At 62.7% G+C, this 19,468-nt stretch carries 16 protein-coding genes and 3 tRNA genes; all 19 read right to left on the bottom strand.

What is annotated here, in order from left to right; all coding sequences use genetic code 11:
* Window positions 1-50 precede the first annotated feature (50 nt).
* The 19 genes from tssC to leuB all read right to left on the bottom strand — a co-directional run bounded on the left by tssC (window position 51) and on the right by leuB (window position 19,427).
* On the bottom strand, window positions 51-1,541 hold the full coding sequence (tssC, locus tag M5C01_RS04305; protein WP_103495070.1) for a type VI secretion system contractile sheath large subunit: 1,491 nt from the start codon (window positions 1,539-1,541) through the stop codon (window positions 51-53).
* Window positions 1,542-1,579: 38 nt separating this feature from the next.
* Entirely contained in the window at window positions 1,580-2,095 is a 516-nt protein-coding gene (tssB, locus tag M5C01_RS04300; RefSeq protein ID WP_103495071.1) for a type VI secretion system contractile sheath small subunit, read from the bottom strand.
* Between the two features lie 29 nt (window positions 2,096-2,124).
* Window positions 2,125-3,141, bottom strand: coding sequence for a type VI secretion system protein TssA (gene tssA, locus M5C01_RS04295; protein ID WP_152737401.1), 1,017 nt, complete (start codon window positions 3,139-3,141; stop codon window positions 2,125-2,127).
* Window positions 3,142-3,554: 413 nt separating this feature from the next.
* Window positions 3,555-3,631 (bottom strand) — tRNA-Asp (locus M5C01_RS04290).
* Window positions 3,632-3,731: 100 nt separating this feature from the next.
* Window positions 3,732-3,808, bottom strand: a tRNA-Asp gene (locus tag M5C01_RS04285).
* Window positions 3,809-3,865: 57 nt separating this feature from the next.
* Window positions 3,866-3,941: transfer RNA gene (locus tag M5C01_RS04280), tRNA-Val, on the bottom strand.
* 214 nt (window positions 3,942-4,155) lie between these two features.
* Window positions 4,156-4,932, bottom strand: a complete 777-nt coding sequence (locus M5C01_RS04275) for an SDR family oxidoreductase (RefSeq protein WP_103497607.1) — start codon at window positions 4,930-4,932, stop codon at window positions 4,156-4,158.
* A complete protein-coding gene (locus tag M5C01_RS04270) occupies window positions 4,929-6,140 on the bottom strand; it encodes an O-succinylhomoserine sulfhydrylase (protein WP_103497608.1) in 1,212 nt (403 codons plus the stop codon). The genes M5C01_RS04275 and M5C01_RS04270 overlap by 4 nt, the downstream gene beginning before the upstream one ends.
* A 187-nt stretch (window positions 6,141-6,327) precedes the next feature.
* The gene (gene purF, locus M5C01_RS04265; protein WP_100942976.1) at window positions 6,328-7,833 is read right to left on the bottom strand and encodes an amidophosphoribosyltransferase; all 1,506 of its coding nucleotides are present in this window, start codon (window positions 7,831-7,833) and stop codon (window positions 6,328-6,330) included.
* 41 nt (window positions 7,834-7,874) lie between these two features.
* Window positions 7,875-8,432: a CvpA family protein gene (locus M5C01_RS04260; RefSeq protein WP_103497609.1), complete on the bottom strand. Its 558-nt coding sequence runs from the start codon at window positions 8,430-8,432 to the stop codon at window positions 7,875-7,877.
* Between the two features lie 96 nt (window positions 8,433-8,528).
* A complete protein-coding gene (locus tag M5C01_RS04255) occupies window positions 8,529-9,194 on the bottom strand; it encodes an SPOR domain-containing protein (RefSeq protein WP_152737400.1) in 666 nt (221 codons plus the stop codon).
* Window positions 9,178-10,485: a bifunctional tetrahydrofolate synthase/dihydrofolate synthase gene (gene folC / locus M5C01_RS04250; protein ID WP_152737399.1), complete on the bottom strand. Its 1,308-nt coding sequence runs from the start codon at window positions 10,483-10,485 to the stop codon at window positions 9,178-9,180. The genes M5C01_RS04255 and folC overlap by 17 nt, the downstream gene beginning before the upstream one ends.
* Window positions 10,482-11,402, bottom strand: a complete 921-nt coding sequence (gene accD, locus M5C01_RS04245; RefSeq protein ID WP_100942980.1) for an acetyl-CoA carboxylase, carboxyltransferase subunit beta — start codon at window positions 11,400-11,402, stop codon at window positions 10,482-10,484. Before accD ends, folC begins: the two co-directional genes overlap by 4 nt.
* A gap of 94 nt (window positions 11,403-11,496) precedes the next feature.
* A complete protein-coding gene (locus M5C01_RS04240; protein ID WP_103497612.1) occupies window positions 11,497-12,129 on the bottom strand; it encodes a phosphoribosylanthranilate isomerase in 633 nt (210 codons plus the stop codon).
* A gap of 63 nt (window positions 12,130-12,192) precedes the next feature.
* Entirely contained in the window at window positions 12,193-13,017 is an 825-nt protein-coding gene (truA, locus tag M5C01_RS04235; RefSeq protein WP_177102600.1) for a tRNA pseudouridine(38-40) synthase TruA, read from the bottom strand.
* A gap of 169 nt (window positions 13,018-13,186) precedes the next feature.
* Window positions 13,187-15,811 carry a FimV/HubP family polar landmark protein gene (locus M5C01_RS04230; protein WP_152737398.1) on the bottom strand — a complete coding sequence of 875 codons (2,625 nt, stop codon included), beginning with the start codon at window positions 15,809-15,811 and terminating at the stop codon, window positions 13,187-13,189.
* 208 nt (window positions 15,812-16,019) lie between these two features.
* Window positions 16,020-17,018: an aspartate-semialdehyde dehydrogenase gene (locus M5C01_RS04225; RefSeq protein WP_152737397.1), complete on the bottom strand. Its 999-nt coding sequence runs from the start codon at window positions 17,016-17,018 to the stop codon at window positions 16,020-16,022.
* 145 nt (window positions 17,019-17,163) lie between these two features.
* Entirely contained in the window at window positions 17,164-18,276 is a 1,113-nt protein-coding gene (gene asd, locus M5C01_RS04220) for an aspartate-semialdehyde dehydrogenase (protein ID WP_152737396.1), read from the bottom strand.
* A 68-nt stretch (window positions 18,277-18,344) separates the two neighbouring features.
* A complete protein-coding gene (gene leuB / locus M5C01_RS04215; RefSeq protein ID WP_103497616.1) occupies window positions 18,345-19,427 on the bottom strand; it encodes a 3-isopropylmalate dehydrogenase in 1,083 nt (360 codons plus the stop codon).
* Window positions 19,428-19,468 lie beyond the last annotated feature (41 nt).

Below are 19,468 nucleotides of genomic sequence, written 5' to 3'. Positions count from 1 at the left end.
AATGGTTAAGTACCTTTCCGGGGACAAGGCCCCGGTCGGGCATGAACCCCTCAGCCTTTGACCGAGGGCAGTCGGGAGACCAGTCGCAGGGATACGCTCAGGCCTTCCAATTGATAGTGGGGACGCAGGAAGAACTTGGCCTGGTAAAAGCCCGGGCTGCCCTCCACTTCCTGCACCACCACTTCGGCACCCGCCAGCGGCTTGCGCGCCTTGTCGGCGTCGCTGGCGGTCGCCGGGTTATGCTCGACGTACTTGACAATCCAATTGTTGAGCCAGATCTCCATGTCTTCGCGCTCACTGAAGGAGCCGATCTTGTCGCGCACGATGCACTTGAGGTAATGGGCAAAACGACAGGTGGCGAACAGATACGGCAACCGCGCCGCCAACTGTGCATTGGCGGTGGCGTCGGGGTCGTCGTATTCCTGGGGAGCGTGCAAGGACTGCGCGCCGATAAACGCCGCCAGCGAGCTGTTCTTGCAATGCACCAGGGGCATGAAGCCGTTCTTGGCCAACTCCACTTCGCGCCGATCACTGATGGCGACCTCGGTCGGACAGGTCATGTCGACGCCGCCGTCCTCGGTCGGATAGGTATGCACCGGCAGCCCGCTGATGGCGCCGCCGGACTCGATGCCGCGAATCCGCGAGCACCAGCCGTACTCCTTGAAGGAGCGGTTGATATTGATGCCCATGGCATAGGCTGCATTGGCCCACAGGTAGTTCTGCGCCTGGCCTTCGGTGACCTCCTCGAAGGCGAACTCCTCCACTGGCGCGGTACGTGCGCCGTAGGGAATACGCCCGAGAAAACGCGGCATGGTCAGGCCGATATAGCGCGAATCCTCGGAGCGCCGCAGATTGCGCCAGGCGGCATGCTCGGGAGTGAGGAACAGCTTGCTCAGGTCGCGGGGGTTGGCGACCTCGCGCCAGGAGTCCATCAACATCACCGCCGGCGACGCCGCGCTGATCAGGGGCGCATGGGCCGCGGCGGCAATCTTGGCCAGTGACGCCAACAGCTCCACATCCGGTGGGCTGTTATCGAAATAGAAATCGGCGATCAGCACACCGAAGGGCTCACCGCCCAGTTGGCCGTACTCATGCTCGTAGATTTTCTTGAACAGCGGGCTCTGGTCCCAGGCCGCGCCCTTGAATTTCTTCAGCTCGCGGGCGACTTCGTCCTTGGCGACGTTGAGGAAACGGATCTTGAGTTTCTCGTCGGTCTCGGTATTGCTCACCAGGTAGTCGAGGCCGCGCCAGGCTGATTCGACGGCCTGGAAATCCGGGTGATGGAGGATGTCATTGACCTGCGCGGACAACTTGGCGTCGATTTCACCGATCAGGGCCTGGATGGTGCCGAGGGTGTCGTGGGCAATCAGGTGGGTCGTGCGTAGCGCCTGTTGGGCCAGGGTCTGCACCGCATTTTCAATGGCTTCGCGCACCGGCTCGCCGCGGGGCTTGAACTCGCGTTGCAGCAGGTCGTTGAATTCACTGGGCGAGAGCTCGGCCGTCGGGTCGATGCCGGACTGATTCTGAGATGTGGCGGACACGGATATTTACCTGTTTCAGGGAGCGATCATCGAAGGCATCAGTCTTCGGACTCGGTGGCCGCCGGCTTGGCGTGGGCCAGCAGCGACTGCATCAGGGCCGGGTTTTCCAGCAACTTGGCCATCAGTTGCTCGGCGCCACTCTTGCCGTCCATATAGGTCAGCAGGTTGGCCAGTTGATTGCGCGCCTCCAGCAGTTCACGCAGCGGCTCGACATTGCGGGCCACGGCACCGGGCGAGAAGTCGTCCATGCTCTTGAAGGCCAGCGACACCGCCATCTGCCCTTCCCCCGTCAGTTGGTTGGGCACACTGATGCGCACCTGGGGTTCGATGGCGGCCATGCGCTCATCAAAATTGTCGATATCGATTTCCAGGAACTTGCGCTCGGCCACCGGCGGCAGGTCGTCCCGGTTGGCCCCCGAGAGATCGGCGAACACGCCGTTGACAAAGGGGATCTCGATGGTCTTTTCGGCGCCGTACAACTCGACGTCATATTCGATCTGGACCCGTGGCGCACGGTTGCGCCCAATGAATTTCTGGCTGTTGTTACTGGACATACAGATAAACCTGAGCAGGGAGGGAAAGGTTAGTCATCGGTGATACCGCCCAGCGCATGCAGGTCGGCAAGGCTGCCTGGCACCAGTTCGGCGATCGCTTCGAGAAAACTCATGCTGGCGAGCCGACGCGTCCTGGCCGCCAGCAAGGGCACCGGGCTCGAAGGTTCGTGCTGGGCGTAGTAAGCGCAAATGGCATCCAGGGCGCGGACTACGTCCTCACGGGACTGGCAGACACCGCTCCAGGTGGCTGGAGCACGACTTGTCACATCGGTGGCCAGGGCCTGGGGCAAATCATCGCCTGGCGGCGGCAAGACGACATCGCAACGCTCTTCGGCGATGCGGCACCACTTGTCCAGGGCCCGCCCGAGGCCGTCCAGCGGCGAAATACCGGGGGCCGCGATTTTTTCCTCCAGACAAGCGCCGATCCGCGCGATCAGTTCGACCAGAGCCCTCAACAAGCTCAGGTTCTCGATCAGCTCAGCACGGGCCTTGGACTCGATCAGCGCACCCAGACGCGCCAGTCCTTGTGTCCGGACCTCCTCCTCGGCGGACTCGGCGATGCAGGCCAGATCGGTCACACGCAGCGGTTCAAGGCCCATGGCATTGCCCAGCTGCTGACGCTTGAGCACCTGGACCACACTGGTGGGCACCGCCAGCTCGGCAAGGGTATTGAGGCGCATCAGCGGATCGTGATCGTCTTCGGCCAGGAGCTGCGGGTGAACATCCTCCCAGCGCTCACGCAGCAGACTGTCGATCAGCCGCAAGCCATCGACAAAGCCGGGCAGCCCGTGCAATTCCAGCAAGGCCCGCGCCAGGCAAACCGCCACCCGCAGGTCGAGAGCATCCTCCAGCAGCGTCAGGCACAGCGAGCGTACCCGTTGCCAGTCCACCGGCGTTGCGGGGTACACATGATCGCCGTATTGAACTTCGTTGCCGCCGTCTATTTCTTCTAACAGTTGAATAAAGTCCGCGCGGTATTCCAAGTTCGGACCGCAGGGCCTGTCTGGCAGGGTATTAATATAAGGAATCAGTTCTTTTATCGACATATTCCAGCCCCATGAAAATGCCCTTCAGGCACGCCAAACCAAAGTGAAAGACGTTAAACCTCAGCGCCCTGCGCACACGGCAAGCCAGGCGCTGCGTGGATTCACTCTAGTCAAAGGGGGGGGCCGAAAACATAGGAATCGTCCTAGATCGGATAACCACGAAGTGCCGTTGCAAAGGAAATAAATAACGAAAGTTTGCAACTTTCAAAGGAAGAGCAAAGAAGGAACTTTCATGACACTTTTTTAAACATTCGCAGCGTATTTAAAACGTGTCACAAGAGAATCGAAGGGGACGACTTCAAGTCAGCACAAGAAGCCCAGGCAGTGGAGGGCAAAAAAAAGGCAAAAAAATGCCCCGGCAAGCCGGGGCATTTTCTTTGCTTCAAGGAGTTCAAGGGCCTTGAAGCGGTGTATGGCGCAGCGGACGGGACTCGAACCCGCGACCCCCGGCGTGACAGGCCGGTATTCTAACCGACTGAACTACCGCTGCGTATCGCTCGGACTTGCGTCCGTTTGAAATCTTGAAACCCGTGATCGAAAAGCTTCGGTGCCTTTCAATCGCAGACCGCACAAGGCGACCTGTACAAATATGGCGCAGCGGACGGGACTCGAACCCGCGACCCCCGGCGTGACAGGCCGGTATTCTAACCGACTGAACTACCGCTGCGCGTCGGTTGGAAGCTCCTTGCGGAACATCCGATTCTCTTGCGAGAAGCTCAACGAGTGGTGGGTGATGACGGGATCGAACCGCCGACCCTCTGCTTGTAAGGCAGATGCTCTCCCAGCTGAGCTAATCACCCTTTGCTTCGTTGAGGCCGCGAAATTTACGCAGGTAGCGGACCTAAGTCAATAGCCTGCTTGAAGTTTTTCAGAAAAAGACAGATTCGTGTCACAGGCAAGACCATCAAGCCCTGCTCTCTGTAGGAGCGAGCTTGCTCGCGATGGTAGCCGGAACACTACGGGCTAGCAGACTTCCCGCGTTATCGTTGACGTCCATCGCGAGCAAGCTCGCTCCTACCGGTAGATCATCTTGCGGCTCATGCCACCGTCAACCACGAATTCCTGGCCGGTGACAAACCCCGCATTCCTCGACAGCAACCAGGCCACCAACGCCGCCACATCCTCGACCGTCCCTACCCTTCCCGCCGGATGTTGGGCATGGTCGGCGTCGCTCAACGGCTCGGCCCGACGTACCGAGGGATCGCGGGCATCGATCCAGCCCGGACTGACCGCATTGACCCGGATCTCCGGCCCGAGGCTGATCGCCAGGGCGTGAGTCAGGGCCAATAGACCGCCCTTGCTCGCCGCATAGGCCTCGCTGTCGGGTTCCGACTGCGCCGCACGGGTAGAGGCCAGGTTGACGATCGCGCCGCAGTGGGCACGCAGATAAGGCGCGCAGTGCTTGGCCAGCAACATCGGCCCGCCGAGATTGACCGCCAGCACACGATTCCAGTGCGCCAGGTCGAGACTTTCAAGGGTGATGTTGTGCGGGTCGGCAATCGCCGCGTTGCACACCAGGGCATCGATCCGGCCGAAACGGCCCAATACCTCGGCAACGCCCTGGGCCACCTGGGCTTCATCGGCCACATCCATGCCGATGAAACAGGCATTCTCGCCCAGGATCCGGGCCACCTTGGCGCCACGGCGACGATCGAGGTCGGTGAGCACCACCTGCCAGCCTTCGCTGATCAACCACGCCGCGATCCCCAGGCCGATACCACGGGCCGCGCCCGTCACCAGGGCGACACGGCCGTTATTGGCAACGGCCGTGTCCAGGGACCACTCGATCACAAGGCCGCCAACCCGCGAGCCAGGTCGGCTTGCAGGTCGGCCACGTCTTCGAGGCCGACGGCGACACGGATCAGGCTGTCGCGAATCCCCGCGGCCTCACGTTCCTGCGGCGCCAGGCGGCCGTGGGAAGTGGTGCTCGGGTGGGTGATGGTGGTCTTGCTATCACCCAGGTTGGCGGTGATCGAGATCAGTCGGGTGGCGTCGATAAAGCGCCAGGCGCCCTCTTTGCCGCCCTTGACCTCGAAGCTCACCACCGCACCGAAACCGCGCTGCTGACGCTGGGCCAGTTCGTGCTGCGGGTGGCTCTTGAGGCCGGCGTAATGGACCTTCTCGATACCGTCCTGCTGCTCCAGCCATTCGGCCAGGGCCTGGGCATTGGCACAGTGGGCGCGCATGCGCAGGTTCAGGGTTTCCAGGCCCTTGAGGAAAATCCAGGCATTGAACGGACTGAGGGTCGGCCCGGCGGTGCGCAGGAAACCGACGACTTCCTTCATCTGCTCGCCACGCCCGGCAACCACGCCGCCCATGCAACGGCCCTGGCCGTCGATGAACTTGGTCGCCGAATGCACGACGATGTCCGCGCCCAGCTTCAAAGGCTGTTGCAGGGCCGGCGTGCAGAAACAGTTGTCCACTACCAGCATCGCACCCTTGGCATGGGCGATTTCAGCCAACGCGGCGATATCCACCAGTTCAGCCAGCGGATTGGACGGCGATTCGACGAACAGCAGCTTGGTATTCGGCCGGATCGCCGCGTCCCAGCCCGACAGGTCGGCCAGGGGCACGTAGTCGACTTCAACACCGAAGCGCTTGAAGTACTTCTCGAACAGACTGATGGTGGAACCGAACACACTGCGCGAGACCAGCACATGGTCGCCGGCACTGCACAGGCTCATGACCACGGCCATGATCGCGGCCATGCCGGTGGCGGTGGCAACCGCCTGCTCGGCCCCTTCCAGGGCGGCGATGCGCTCTTCGAAGGAACGCACGGTGGGGTTGGTGTAGCGCGAGTAGACGTTACCCGGCACTTCCCCGGCGAAACGCGCCGCCGCATCGGCGGCGGTGCGGAACACGTAGCTGGAGGTGAAGAACATCGGGTCGCCGTGCTCGCCTTCCGGCGTGCGGTGCTGACCGGCACGGACGGCCAGGGTGTCGAAGGCTACGCCCTCGAGATCGCTGTCCAACCGACCGGCATCCCATTCCTGACTCATGCTGCCACTCCTTGTTCGATTCTCTTGAAGATTAAAACCGGTTTTAAGGGTGGACACGACCCCTGTAGGAGCAGGGCTTGCCCGCGAAGGGGCCCTTGAGACCGCCAGAAGCTTCGCGGGCAAGCCCGGCTCCTACAGGGCGGCGGTGTTTTCAGGACCGCGGCCACACCCCAGAGCCGGTTTTTACTCAGTTGTTGTACAGGTCGATGATCGCGCTGACCGCCTGGGTCTTGACCTTGGACGCATCGTTACGCGCCTGCTCGATCTTGGCCAGGTAGTGCTCGTCGATGTCGCCGGTGACGTACTTGCCGTCGAACACCGCGCAATCGAAGTTCTCGATCTTGATCTTGCCACCACCGACGGCCTCGATCAGGTCCGGCAGGTCCTGGTAGATCAGCCAATCGGCGCCGATCAGGTCGGCCACGTCCTGGGTCGTGCGGTTGTGGGCGATCAGCTCATGGGCACTCGGCATGTCGATACCGTAGACGTTCGGGTAGCGCACCGCCGGGGCCGCCGAGCAGAAGTAGACGTTTTTCGCGCCGGCTTCGCGGGCCATCTGGATGATCTGCTTGCACGTGGTGCCGCGCACGATGGAGTCGTCCACCAGCATGACGTTCTTGCCACGGAATTCCAGCTCGATGGCGTTGAGCTTCTGCCGCACGGACTTCTTGCGGGCCGCCTGGCCCGGCATGATGAAGGTCCGGCCGATATAGCGGTTCTTCACAAAGCCTTCGCGGAACTTCACGCCCAGGTGGTTCGCCAGCTCCAGGGCCGAGGTACGGCTGGTGTCCGGGATCGGGATGACCACGTCGATATCGTGCTGCGGACGCTCGCGCAGGATCTTCTCCGCCAGCTTCTCGCCCATGCGCAGACGCGCCTTGTATACCGACACGCCGTCGATGATCGAATCCGGACGCGCCAGGTAGACGTGTTCGAAGATGCACGGGGTCAACGACGGGTTGGTCGCGCATTGACGGGTGTGCAGCTTGCCGTCTTCGGTGATGTACACCGCTTCGCCCGGTGCCAGGTCGCGGATCAGGGTGAAACCGAGCACGTCCAGGGACACGCTCTCCGAGGCGATCATGTACTCGACGCCTTCGTCGGTGTGACGCTGGCCGAACACGATCGGACGGATGCCATGGGGGTCGCGGAAACCGACGATACCGTAGCCGGTCACCATCGCCACCACCGCGTAACCACCGACGCAGCGGTTGTGCACGTCGGTCACCGCGGCGAACACGTCTTCTTCGGTCGGTTGCAGCTTGCCGCGCTGGGCCAGCTCGTGGGCGAACACGTTGAGCAACACTTCCGAGTCGGAGTTGGTGTTGACGTGGCGCAGATCCGACTCGTAGATTTCCTTGGCCAACTGTTCGACGTTGGTCAGGTTACCGTTGTGGGCCAGGGTGATGCCGTACGGCGAGTTGACATAGAACGGCTGGGCCTCAGCCGAAGTCGAACTGCCGGCGGTCGGGTAACGCACATGGCCGATGCCCATGTGTCCGACCAGGCGCTGCATGTGCCGCTGATGGAATACATCGCGGACCAGGCCGTTGTCCTTGCGCAGGAATAACCGGCCGTCATGGCTGGTCACGATACCGGCAGCGTCCTGGCCGCGGTGCTGGAGCACGGTTAGCGCGTCATACAGCGCCTGATTGACGTTCGACTTACCGACGATACCGACGATGCCACACATGCGACGCAACCCCTACTTAATGAATCTGAACTGAACAGCTCTTACTGAGGCGTTTTGGCCGGCAAGAGATGTTCCTTGAACGGAAGGTCAGCGGGTACGCTGATTCCGCTGGCTAACCACCGACTGCTCCACCCCAGGATGAGGTTCTTGGACCAGTCGGCGACCAATAGAAATTTTGGCACGAGCTGGGAGCCCTGCCACCACGAATCCTGTTGGACCGGCCCCAGGCTCAGCAGCCCGACGGCCACCACCACCAGCAGCCCGCCACGCGCGGCACCGAAGGCCATGCCGAGGAAGCGGTCGGTCCCGGACAGGCCGGTGACGCGAACCAGTTCGCCGATAAGATAGTTGACCATGGCGCCCACCAGCAGGGTGGCGACGAACATGATTGCACAGCCCGCGATCACGCGTGCCGAAGGTGTCTGGATATAGTCGGTCAGGTACACGGACAACGAGCCACCGAACATCCAGGCGACCGCGCCGGCAATGATCCAGGTGAGCAGGGACAGGGCTTCCTTGACGAAACCACGGCTCAAGCTGATCAACGCAGAAACGACGATTACCGCAATAATCGCCCAGTCAACCCAGGTAAATGGCACAGTGCAGCCTACAGACGGATAAGGCGGCGCATTTTAGCAGAGCGCCGCCCCACTGGTAAGGCGATTGTCAGAGCATTTCGATACAAAGCCGCGGGCTTACCCGCGTTCCGGTTGGAAACGCACGACAAAGCCCTTCAGATTCTGCTGACGACCCAGCAGGTCACGCAGGCGATCGGCCTCGGCACGCTCGATCAGCGGACCGACAAAGACCCGGTTCTTGCCATCGGAAGAACGGATATAGGCGTTGTAACCCTGGCTGCGCAGGGTCTTCTGCAGGCTTTCGGCACTGTCACGGCTGGACAGGCTGGCCAACTGCACCGACCAGCTGATCGGCAGGCCGTTGGGGTCTACGCGATTTTGCGTGGTATCGAGCTTGGCCGGCGCCACTGCAACCACCTGGGCCGGTGTTTGCGCCGGGGCCGGAGCCGGTTTGGTGGCGGGCGCAGGGGCTACGGGCTTGGCCGCCGCGACCGGAGCCACTGGCTTGGGTGCCGGTGCCGGTGCGAGAGGCACCGGCGTTTCCTCGACTTCCTCATCAGCCGGGACCGAATCCGGGGGCAATGCCTGCGGCTCGGGAACCGGCACCGGCTCGACCTTGACCTGGGGCAGCACCGAGGCCTGGGGCGCGGCCGGCGCTTCGACCCTAACCTGACGCTGCTCGTCCTGGCGGGAAAACAGCATCGGCAGGAAGATCACCGCCAAGGCCACCAGCACCAGGGCACCGACCATCCGTTGCTTGTACGCTTTATCCAGCATTGCCATTGGCAGCCTCCTCCGTGGCGCGCCGGGCCAGCCACTCCAGCGCCTCGGCAACACAAAAAAACGATCCGAACAACAGAATTTCGTCATCGGCCGTGGCCTGGGCGCATTGCCCTTCCAGCGCAGCGGCGACACTTTCGTAGACGCTCACCGACGCACCACGAGCCGCCAAGGCGGTTTGCAGGTCAGCCGCCGGGCGACTGCGCGGCGTCTGCAAGGGCGTCACCGCCCAGTGCTGGATATGACGCTCAAGCGGGGCAACCACCCCATCGAGGTCCTTGTCCGACAAGAGCCCGAATACCGCCAAACGCCGCCCCTTCAAGGGACTGTGCGCCAAGCGCTCGGCCAGGTATTCGGCGGCATGGGGATTGTGCCCGACATCCAGCATCAGGCTGAGGGACTTGCCCTGCCAGGTCAGCTTACGCCGATCCAGCCGGCCGACAATACGGGTATCCAGCAGCGCCTGGGCAATCCGCTCGGGCTGCCATGGCAGATCCATCAACAGGTAAGCCTGCAGGGCCAGGGCGGCGTTCTCCATCGGCAGGCCAAGCAGCGGCAGATCGCGCAACTCGACCGCCCGGCCCTGGCGGTCGACGCCACGCCACTGCCAGTTTGCATCGGTGAGGCCAAGATCGAAGTCCCGGCCACGCAGGAAGAACGGGCTACCCAACTCACGAGCCTTGTCCAGCAGCGGCTGCGGCGGATTCAGGTCGCCACACAGCGCCGGTGCGCCCGGGCGGAAGATCCCGGCCTTTTCGAACGCCACCGATTCACGGCTGTTGCCCAGGTATTCGGCATGATCGACACCAATGCTGGTCACCAACGCCAGGTCGGCATCCACCACATTGACCGTATCCAGGCGTCCACCAAGACCGACTTCCAGGACCACGACATCCAGGGCCGCACGCTCGAACAGCCAGAGCGCGGCCAGGGTGCCCATCTCGAAATAGGTCAGGGAGGTCTCGCCCCGCCCGGCATCGAGGGCGGCGAAGGCTTCGCACAACTGCGCGTCCGTCGCCTCGAGCCCGTTGATCTGCACGCGCTCGTTGTAGCGCAGCAGATGTGGCGAGCTATAGACGCCGACCTTGAGCCCCTGCGCTTGCAGCAACGAGGCAACAAAGGCGCAGGTCGACCCCTTGCCATTGGTGCCGGTCACGGTCACTACCCGAGGCGCCGGCCTGCCCAGCCCCATGCGGTTCGCTACCTCTTGCGAGCGCTCCAGCCCCATGTCGATGGCCGATGGGTGCAATTGCTCCAGGTAGGCGAGCCACTCGCCCAGGGTACGTTCGGTCATAGGCTTGCAGGCACCGGTGGGACAATGACAGGCTCAACAGGCAAGGCGATGTATTCGGGTGTCGGCAGGCCCATCATCTGCGCCAGCAGGTTACCCAGGCGCGGACGCAGTTCCTGGCGGGCGATGATCATGTCGATCGCACCGTGCTCCAGCAGGAATTCGCTACGCTGGAAACCTTCCGGCAGCTTCTCGCGAACGGTCTGCTCGATCACCCGTGGGCCGGCGAAGCCGATCAGCGCCTTGGGTTCGCCGACGATCACGTCGCCGAGCATGGCCAGGCTGGCGGAAACACCGCCGTAGACCGGGTCGGTCAGCACCGAGATAAACGGCAGGCCTTCTTCACGCAGGCGCGCCAGTACGGCCGAAGTCTTGGCCATCTGCATCAGGGAAATCAGTGCTTCCTGCATCCGCGCACCGCCGGAAGCGGCGAAGCAGATCATCGGGCAACGGTTTTCCAGGGCGTAGTTGGCGGCACGTACGAAACGCTCGCCGACGATGGCGCCCATGGAGCCACCCATGAACGAGAATTCGAAGGCGGAAACCACCACCGGCATGCCCAGCAGGGTGCCGCTCATGGACACCAGGGCATCTTTTTCGCCGGTCTGCTTCTGGGCCGCGGTCAAGCGGTCCTTGTACTTCTTGCCGTCACGGAATTTCAGACGGTCCACCGGCTCCAGGTCGGCACCCAACTCAACGCGACCTTCGGCGTCGAGGAAGATATCGATGCGTGCACGGGCGCCAATGCGCATGTGGTGGTTGCACTTGGGGCAGACGTCCAGGGTCTTTTCCAGTTCCGGACGGTAGAGCACCGCATCGCACGATGGGCACTTGTGCCACAGACCTTCAGGCACCGAGCTTTTCTTCACCTCGGAACGCATGATCGAAGGGATCAGTTTGTCTACTAACCAGTTGCTCATGCTGTCTTTCTCCAATTCGTTTTCGGCCCGTCGAACAACCGGGCCCGCCTGTTTTCTGCGGCGGTATGCATGGACGGCGGCAGGCTGCCAGCCGTCACATTGGCGCTCGGCAACCGCGTACGGCGCGTATGAACGCTTCGATCTTTGTACGATCCTTGATGCCCTTGCCCTGCTCCACCCCGCCGCTGACATCCACGGCATAGGGTTTGACCCGGGCGATGGCCTCGGCCACGTTGTCGACGGTCAGGCCGCCGGCGAGGATAATCGGCTTGCTCAGGCCCGTTGGTATCAGGGACCAGTCGAACGCCGCGCCGGTTCCCCCGGGAACACCTTCGACATAGGTATCGAGGAGAATCCCGCTGGCACTCGGGTAAGCGTCACAGGCCGCGGCGATGTCGTCACCGGCCTTGACCCGCAAGGCCTTGATATAGGGACGGTGATAACCTTCGCACTGCTCGCGGGTTTCATCGCCATGGAACTGCAACAGGTCCAGCGGCACCGCGTCGAGGATTTCCCCCAGCTCGCAACGGCTGGCATTGACGAACAGGCCGACGGTGGTCACGAACGGCGGCAAGGCGGCGATAATCGCCCGTGCCTGCTGGAACGTCACCGCCCGCGGGCTTTTGGCGTAGAACACAAAACCAATGGCATCGGCCCCGGCATCGACGGCGGCCAACGCATCTTCAATGCGGGTAATTCCGCAAATTTTGCTGCGAACGGCGGACATGTCGTAAAACCCCGAGTGCTTTTCCGAGAAAGTCCCGGATGGTAACAAATGCTTTTCCGGGCGTCAGCCGTCAAGTTCCGAGAAGCCGGTGAGAAAGTGCGGCCCGATGTAACGCTGCGGCAGGGCAAACTCGTCGCGATACTCTACCTGCACCAGGTAAAGGCCGAACGGATGGGCGGTAACGCCGCCGGTACGCCTGACCCGGCTTTCCAGGACTTCACGGGCCCATTCCACCGGCCGCTCACCGGCACCGATGGTCATCAGCACCCCGGCGATATTGCGCACCATATGATGCAGGAAGGCCCCGGCGCGGATATCGATGACGATCATCTTGCCGTGGCGGGTGACCCGCAGGTGATGCACTTCCTTGATCGGCGACTTGGCCTGGCACTGACCGGCCCGGAACGCGCTGAAATCATGGGTGCCGATCAGGTGACGGGCGGCCTCGGCCATGCGCTCGACATCCAGCGGACGATGATTCCAGGTGATCTCTTCGTTCAGGTGGGCCGGACGGATCTGATCGTTGTAGATCACGTAGCGATAACGCCGGGCGATGGCCTTGAAACGCGCATGGAAGTGCGCCGGCATCACCTGCGCCCAACTGACGCTGACGTCATGGGGCAGATTGATATTGGCACCCATGACCCAGGCCTTCAGCGAACGCTCGGCCTGGGTATCGAAGTGCACCACCTGGCCACAGGCATGCACGCCGGCGTCGGTGCGCCCGGCGCACATCAGCGAAACCGGCGAATCCGCCACTTTCGACAGCGCTTCTTCCAGGGTCTGCTGCACCGTCGGCACACCGGACGCCTGACGTTGCCAGCCGCGATAGCGCGAGCCCTTGTACTCGACGCCCAGGGCGATCCTGAAGACGCCGTCGGCCGCCACTTCGGCGGCCGGATTATCTATATTTGCCAAGAACTCACAGCCTGCTGGTTGACGCAAAGGCGGGCATTATAAGGCCAGCCGGCCGAGACGCCATGCACCAGGGACTTTTAGTTGGCCCTACAAATAAAAACGACAGCCCGAAGGCTGCCGTTTTTTGTTGAAGCACCGATCAAGCCAGACGCTTGAGCATCTCCCGGGCTTCGGCTTTCTGCGCCTCGCTGCCTTCGTTCAGCACCTCGGCGAGGATATCCCGCGCCCCATCGCTGTCGTCCATGTCCATATAGGCCTGGGCCAGGTCGAGCTTGGTGGCCGCCTCGTCGGTGCCGGAGAGGAAGTCGAACGACTCGTCCTCGGGCAATTCGTCGGCCGCCAGGCTCGGTGTAGCCAGCGGCGGCTGCTCCAGGCTCTGGGACAGACGATCCAGCTCGGCGTTGACGTCATCCAGCTCGTCGGTGAACGCATTCGGGCCGGCGTGCGCCTCCAGTTCGTCCGCCAGCGACAGATCGAAATCCGCCGGCAGATCCAGATCATCCAGACCGCCGGCGCCCAGGGTCGGGACCTCGGCGTCGGAATCCTTCAGGTCTTCGGTCAGGCTCAGCAGGAAGTCCTCGTCCGCTGAAGTCGACAGCGGCGCTTCCCCACCCAGGTCCAGATCGAAATCCGCCAGGTCGTCGAGGGCCGGCTTGGCCGGGGCATGCTGTTCCATGAGCGACTCGAAACTCAAATCGTCGTCCAGCGCCGGCGTGGCGCCTGCCTGCTGCCCCAGAATCGACTCGAAACTCAGGTCGTCATCCAGTTGCAGGTCATCCAGATCCGCCTTGGCCGGTGCAACCACCGTTGGCGAGGCGGCTTCGAGATCATCCAGGCTCAGGTCAAAATCGCTGTCGAAGAGATCGTCCGCTGCCGCCACCGGTGCCGGCGCCGCAACAGGAGCTGGAGCGGGCACTGGCGCCGGCGGCTCATCGGCCAGCAATTCCTTGACGTAATCCTCGCTCAGTTCAGCCGCCACCGCGGCCGCTCCGAGCCCGGCCACCGCGGCAACCGCGATCATCGACGGAAAACGGCTCTTGAGCTGCTCGACTTCGGCCTGGTGCTGACCGGCAGGCAACTGCCGCTCCTGGGCGATAAACGCATCACGATCGCCCTGCTGGCCGTAGACCTCCATCAGTTTCAGGCGCACATCGGTACGCTGTGGTTCGTATTTCACCGCTTCTTCGAGCAAGCCGGCCGCCTGGTTCAGGTGACCGCGCTGGATATGCAGGTTAGCCTGGTCCAGTACATCGGTAGGACGCTCAGCGGCCGGGACCGGGGCCGGAGCGGGTGCCAGCTTTACGCTCGGCGGAGGGACCTCCAGACCCTCGAAACTGCTTTCAGGCATATCCAGCTCTTCGGAAAAACCACCTTCCTCGTTCAGCGCCCGGGCCATGCGCAGGTGTTTTTCCGCTTCCTGCTTGGCCTTGCGACGACGCGCCAGGAACAGCAGGAGCAAGAGGAACACCAGCACCACGGAACCGGCCAGCAGTCCCATCAGGATCGGACTGGCCAGCAGGTCATCGAGCTTGCGCTCCTGGGGCACGGCGGCGTCAGGCTGGATCGGCGGTACAACCGCTGCAGGCTTGGCCACTTCCGCCGCCGGAGCGATCGGCGCGGGGGCCACTTCCGGCTTGGCCGCCAACTGGGCGGACATGGCGTTGGCCGGTTGCCCGGCAGTGGGTGCCGCAGGCGTGGTTGTCGCACCGTCGGCCTGCAACTTGGCCAACTGATCGTTCTTCAACTGAATCAGACGCTGCAACTTGTCCAGCTGGCTTTGCAGGTCTTCCATCCGGCTCTTCAGCTCGGCATTGTCGCGACGTGTGGTGTCCAGGCTTTCCTGGGTCACCGCCAGTTTGTTGTTCAGGGCCTTGCTATCGCCGGCGGCACCTTTGCCGTGCTTCTTGCCGGACTCGGCGGAGATCAGGCTCAGGTTGTCCTTGGCAGCAGCCTTGGTCGGCGCGCCCTCGGTCCCTTTGTGCCGGGTGGCATCGATCTGTTGCTTGCCGGCATGGGGCGAGCGCCGTCCCGCACGCCAGGCGGCATTCTGTGCCGCCACTTCAGCGATAGCCTTGGGTTGTGCCAAGGCGCGGCTTTCCACGCGATCAGGCAGACGCAGCACCTGGCCGGTCTTCAGGCGGTTGATATTGCCGTCGAGGAAGGCCCCCGGATTCAACGCCTGGATCGCCAGCATGGTCTGCTGCACGGAAGCGCCATTGCTCTCCTTCAGGGCGATATCCCACAAGGTGTCCTTGGGGCCGGTGGTGTATTGCTTGGCCTTGGTCGGCGCGGTAACCGGCGCCACAGGCGCGGCGGCTGCCGTCGGAGCAGCAGCTGGTTTGGCGGCGTCAGCGGGCGGGGTGTATTTCGACGGATCGAGCAACACGCTGTAGTCGCGCATCAACCGGCCATTGGGCCACTGCACCTGCACCAGGAAGCGCACATAGGCTTCGGACAACGGTTTGCTCGAGGTGACCCGAACCACGCTGCGGCCGTTGGGGTTGATCACCGGCGTGAACGTCAGGTCGTTGAGGAAATCCTGGCGACTGACCCCGGCATCGGCGAAGGCCTGGGGCGAGGCCAGACTCGGCACGATATCCGAGGCGCTGAGACCACTGACATCCTGCAATTCGATTTCTGCCAGCAATGGCTGGTTCAGAGTTGACTTGAGGGTCACTTCCCCCAGCCCAAGCGCGTGTGCCATACCGGAAGACAGCGCCGAAGCGGCCGCTATTGCTAACACCAGTTTGCGAACTTGAACCATAGCCTCTTCCTTTGTTTGTGCATTCCTCGGCTAGCGAGAAGGTGGTGTCGCCCGCCTTGCGGCAGCGTGCGCGCCCTTGAAAACATCGCCGCAGCGCGCGGTTTCAGCCGACGCCCTTGCAAATGCCCGAGGACAGGTTCACCTCCAGCAACCAGCCTGAGCATAGCGTCAGGCTAGAGTCATTCTGCAAATTGCCGCCAAGTATCTTTTACAGCAGGTCTTTTATCAACAGCTCTGCCAGTTGCACAGCGTTCAATGCCGCGCCTTTGCGTACATTATCGGCTGTCAGCCACAGGCTCAGCTCACACGGGTCGTCCACACCGCGACGTACCCGCCCGACATAAACCACATCCTGGCCCACCGCGTCACCCACCGCCGTCGGATAGTCGCCGGCTTCCACCAGCTCGATTCCCGCCGCCGCTTCCAGCGTAGCGTTCACCGCGGCCAGATCAACCTCGCCGGCGGTTTGCAGAGAGACACTATAGCTATCGCCGAAAAACACCGGGGCTTGAATGCAAGTCACTGAAATTTTTAACAAAGGTGCGGCGAGCAGTTCGCGAAGTTCGCTGACCAGGCGTTTTTCCAGGGAGACATGCCCCTGGGCATCCGGCTTGCCGACCTGGGCCAGCAGGTTGAACGCCATCTGCCGATCGAAAAAGCGCGGTTCCAGCGGACGGACATTCAACAACTCCGCCGTTTGTCGGGCCAGTTCGGTCACCGCCTCGCGGCCCTGGCTCGATACCGCCAGGCAGGCGGTCAGAGTGACCCGCTGGATATCCAGGCCCTTGAGCGGCGCCAGCACCACCGCCAACGCCGTGGCGGCCGCGCTCGGGCTGCCGACCTGCACCGGCTTGCCCAGGGTCGCCAGCACCTCGGGATTGGCCTCCGGCACGACCTGGGGCGCGGGCAAGGCGCCGGACAGGTCGATCACCGTGCAACCCGCCGCTGTCGCGCGCGGGGCAAAGCTGACGGTCACCGCGGGGCCGGCGGCGAAAAACACCAGTTGGACTTTGCCGAAGTCGAATTCGTCGACTTCGCGCACCCGCACGTTCTTGCCGCGGAAAGGCACCGAATGCCCCGCCGACTCGCTGCTGGCCAGCAGGTGCAGGTTGGCCACCGGGAAATCGCGCTCTTCGAGGATCTGCACCAGGGTCTCGCCGACGGTGCCGGTGGCGCCGATCACGGCAATATCAAAGGACTGGCTCATGGGATGACCTCAGGTGAAACGGGGGGAGCGGCACTTTACCCGTGACCAGGCGGTCAGGCAATTGCACGCGGGCCTTGCAGAGATGCAGGGTATAAAAAAAACCCGCGAATCTGACGAGACGCGGGTTTTTCAGCGTTTCAGCGGATCAACGTTCCAGCAGGATACGCAGCATGCGCCGCAGCGGTTCGGCCGCGCCCCAGAGCAACTGGTCGCCCACGGTGAAGGCACCGAGGAACTGCGAACCCATGTTCAGCTTGCGCAGACGCCCCACCGGGATATTCAGCGTGCCGGTGACCTTGGTCGGACTCAGTTCCTGCATGCTGATTTCACGCTGGTTCGGCACCAGCTTGACCCAGGGGTTGTGCTGGCTGATCAGCCCTTCGATATCGGCGATCGGCACGTCCTTGTTCAGCTTGATGGTCAGCGCCTGGCTGTGGCAACGCATGGCGCCGATGCGCACGCAGATACCGTCCACCGGGATCGGGCTCTTGAAGCGACCGAGGATCTTGTTGGTCTCGGCCTGGGCCTTCCATTCTTCACGGCTCTGGCCGTTCGGCAGTTCCTTGTCGATCCATGGGATCAGGCTGCCGGCCAGGGGCACACCGAAGTTTTCGGTCGGGTAGGCGTCACTGCGCATGGCTTCGGCGACACGACGGTCGATGTCGAGGATGGCACTGGCAGGGTCGGCCAGTTGATCGGCGACAGCGGCGTGGGTCGCGCCCATCTGCTTGATCAGTTCACGCATGTTCTGCGCGCCGGCACCCGAGGCCGCCTGGTAGGTCATGGCACTCATCCATTCCACCAGGCCGGCCTCGAACAGGCCACCCAGCCCCATCAGCATCAGGCTGACGGTGCAGTTGCCGCCGATGTAGTTCTTGGTACCGGCATCCAGCTGCTGGTCGATGACCTTGCGGTTGACCGGGTCGAGAATGATCACTGCGTCATCGTGCATGCGCAGGCTGGAAGCCGCATCGATCCAGTAACCCTGCCAGCCGGCTTCGCGCAGCTTGGGGAAAACCTCGCTGGTGTAGTCGCCGCCCTGGCAGGTCAGGATCACGTCGAGGGTCTTGAGCTCTTCAATGCTGTAGGCATCCTTCAGCGGAGCAATGTCCTTGCCCACGGACGGGCCTTGGCCACCGACATTGGAAGTGGTGAAAAACACCGGCTCAATCAGGTCGAAATCCTGCTCTTCCAGCATCCGCTGCATGAGCACGGAACCGACCATACCGCGCCAACCGATCAGACCTACACGTTTCATCGCAACTACACCTTTTACAAAAGTGGGTCACCGCCTCCAGGGATGGAAGAGGCGGTGGGCCCGAGAGATTACAGATTCCGCAGCGCGGCGACTACTGCGTCGCCCATTTCCTGCGTACCGACTTTAGTGCAACCGGCCGACCAGATGTCACCGGTGCGCAGGCCCTGGTCCAGCACACGGCTGACCGCGGTCTCGATCGCCTGCGCCGCTTCGTGCAGGTTGAAGCTGTAACGCAGCATCATCGAAACCGACAGGATGGTCGCCAGCGGGTTGGCGATGCCCTGCCCGGCAATGTCCGGCGCAGAGCCGTGGCACGGCTCGTACATACCTTTGTTATGGGCATCCAGGGACGCCGACGGCAGCATGCCGATGGAGCCGGTGAGCATCGAAGCCTGGTCGGACAGGATATCGCCGAACATATTGTCGGTGACGATCACGTCGAACTGTTTCGGCGCCCGCACCAATTGCATGGCGGCGTTATCGACGTACATGTGGCTCAGCTCGATGTCCGGGTAATCCTGGGCAACTTGCTCGACCACTTCACGCCACAGCTGGCTGGACGCCAGGACGTTGGCCTTGTCCACCGAGCAGAGCTTCTTGCCGCGCACCCGCGCCATGTCGAAACCGACCCGGGCAATGCGGCGGATCTCGCTTTCGCTGTACGGCAGGGTATCGTAGGACTGGCGCTCGCCGTTTTCCAGGGTGCGGGTACCCCGTGGCGCGCCGAAGTAGATACCGCCGGTCAGTTCGCGAACAATGAGGATATCCAGGCCGGCGACGATTTCCGGCTTCAGGCTGGAAGCATCGGCCAGTTGCGGATAGAGAATCGCCGGACGCAGGTTGCCGAACAGGCCCAGTTGCGCGCGGATCTTCAGCAGGCCGCGTTCAGGGCGGATATCCCGTTCGATCTTGTCCCACTTCGGCCCACCAACGGCACCCAGCAGCACGGCATCGGCGGCGCGGGCACGCTCCAGGGTCTCGTCGGCCAGGGGCACGCCGTGCTTGTCGATGGCGGCACCGCCGATCACGTCGTGGCTCAGCTCGAAACCGAGGCTGTACTTCTCGCTGGCCAATTCCAGCACCTTGACCGCTTCGGCCATGATTTCCGGACCGATACCGTCGCCTGGGAGAATCAGAATCTGCTTGCTCATGCTTTCCTCATGTCATCTGTCGCCGCGCCCATGGTCACGGG

Origin of the sequence: Pseudomonas sp. MWU12-2319, from assembly GCF_023242525.1 — a bacterium.
GTDB classification, from domain to species: Bacteria; Pseudomonadota; Gammaproteobacteria; order Pseudomonadales; family Pseudomonadaceae; genus Aquipseudomonas; species Aquipseudomonas gingeri_D.
Note: the sequence above shows the minus strand (reverse complement) of the source record. Positions and strands in the feature narration are given on the sequence as shown.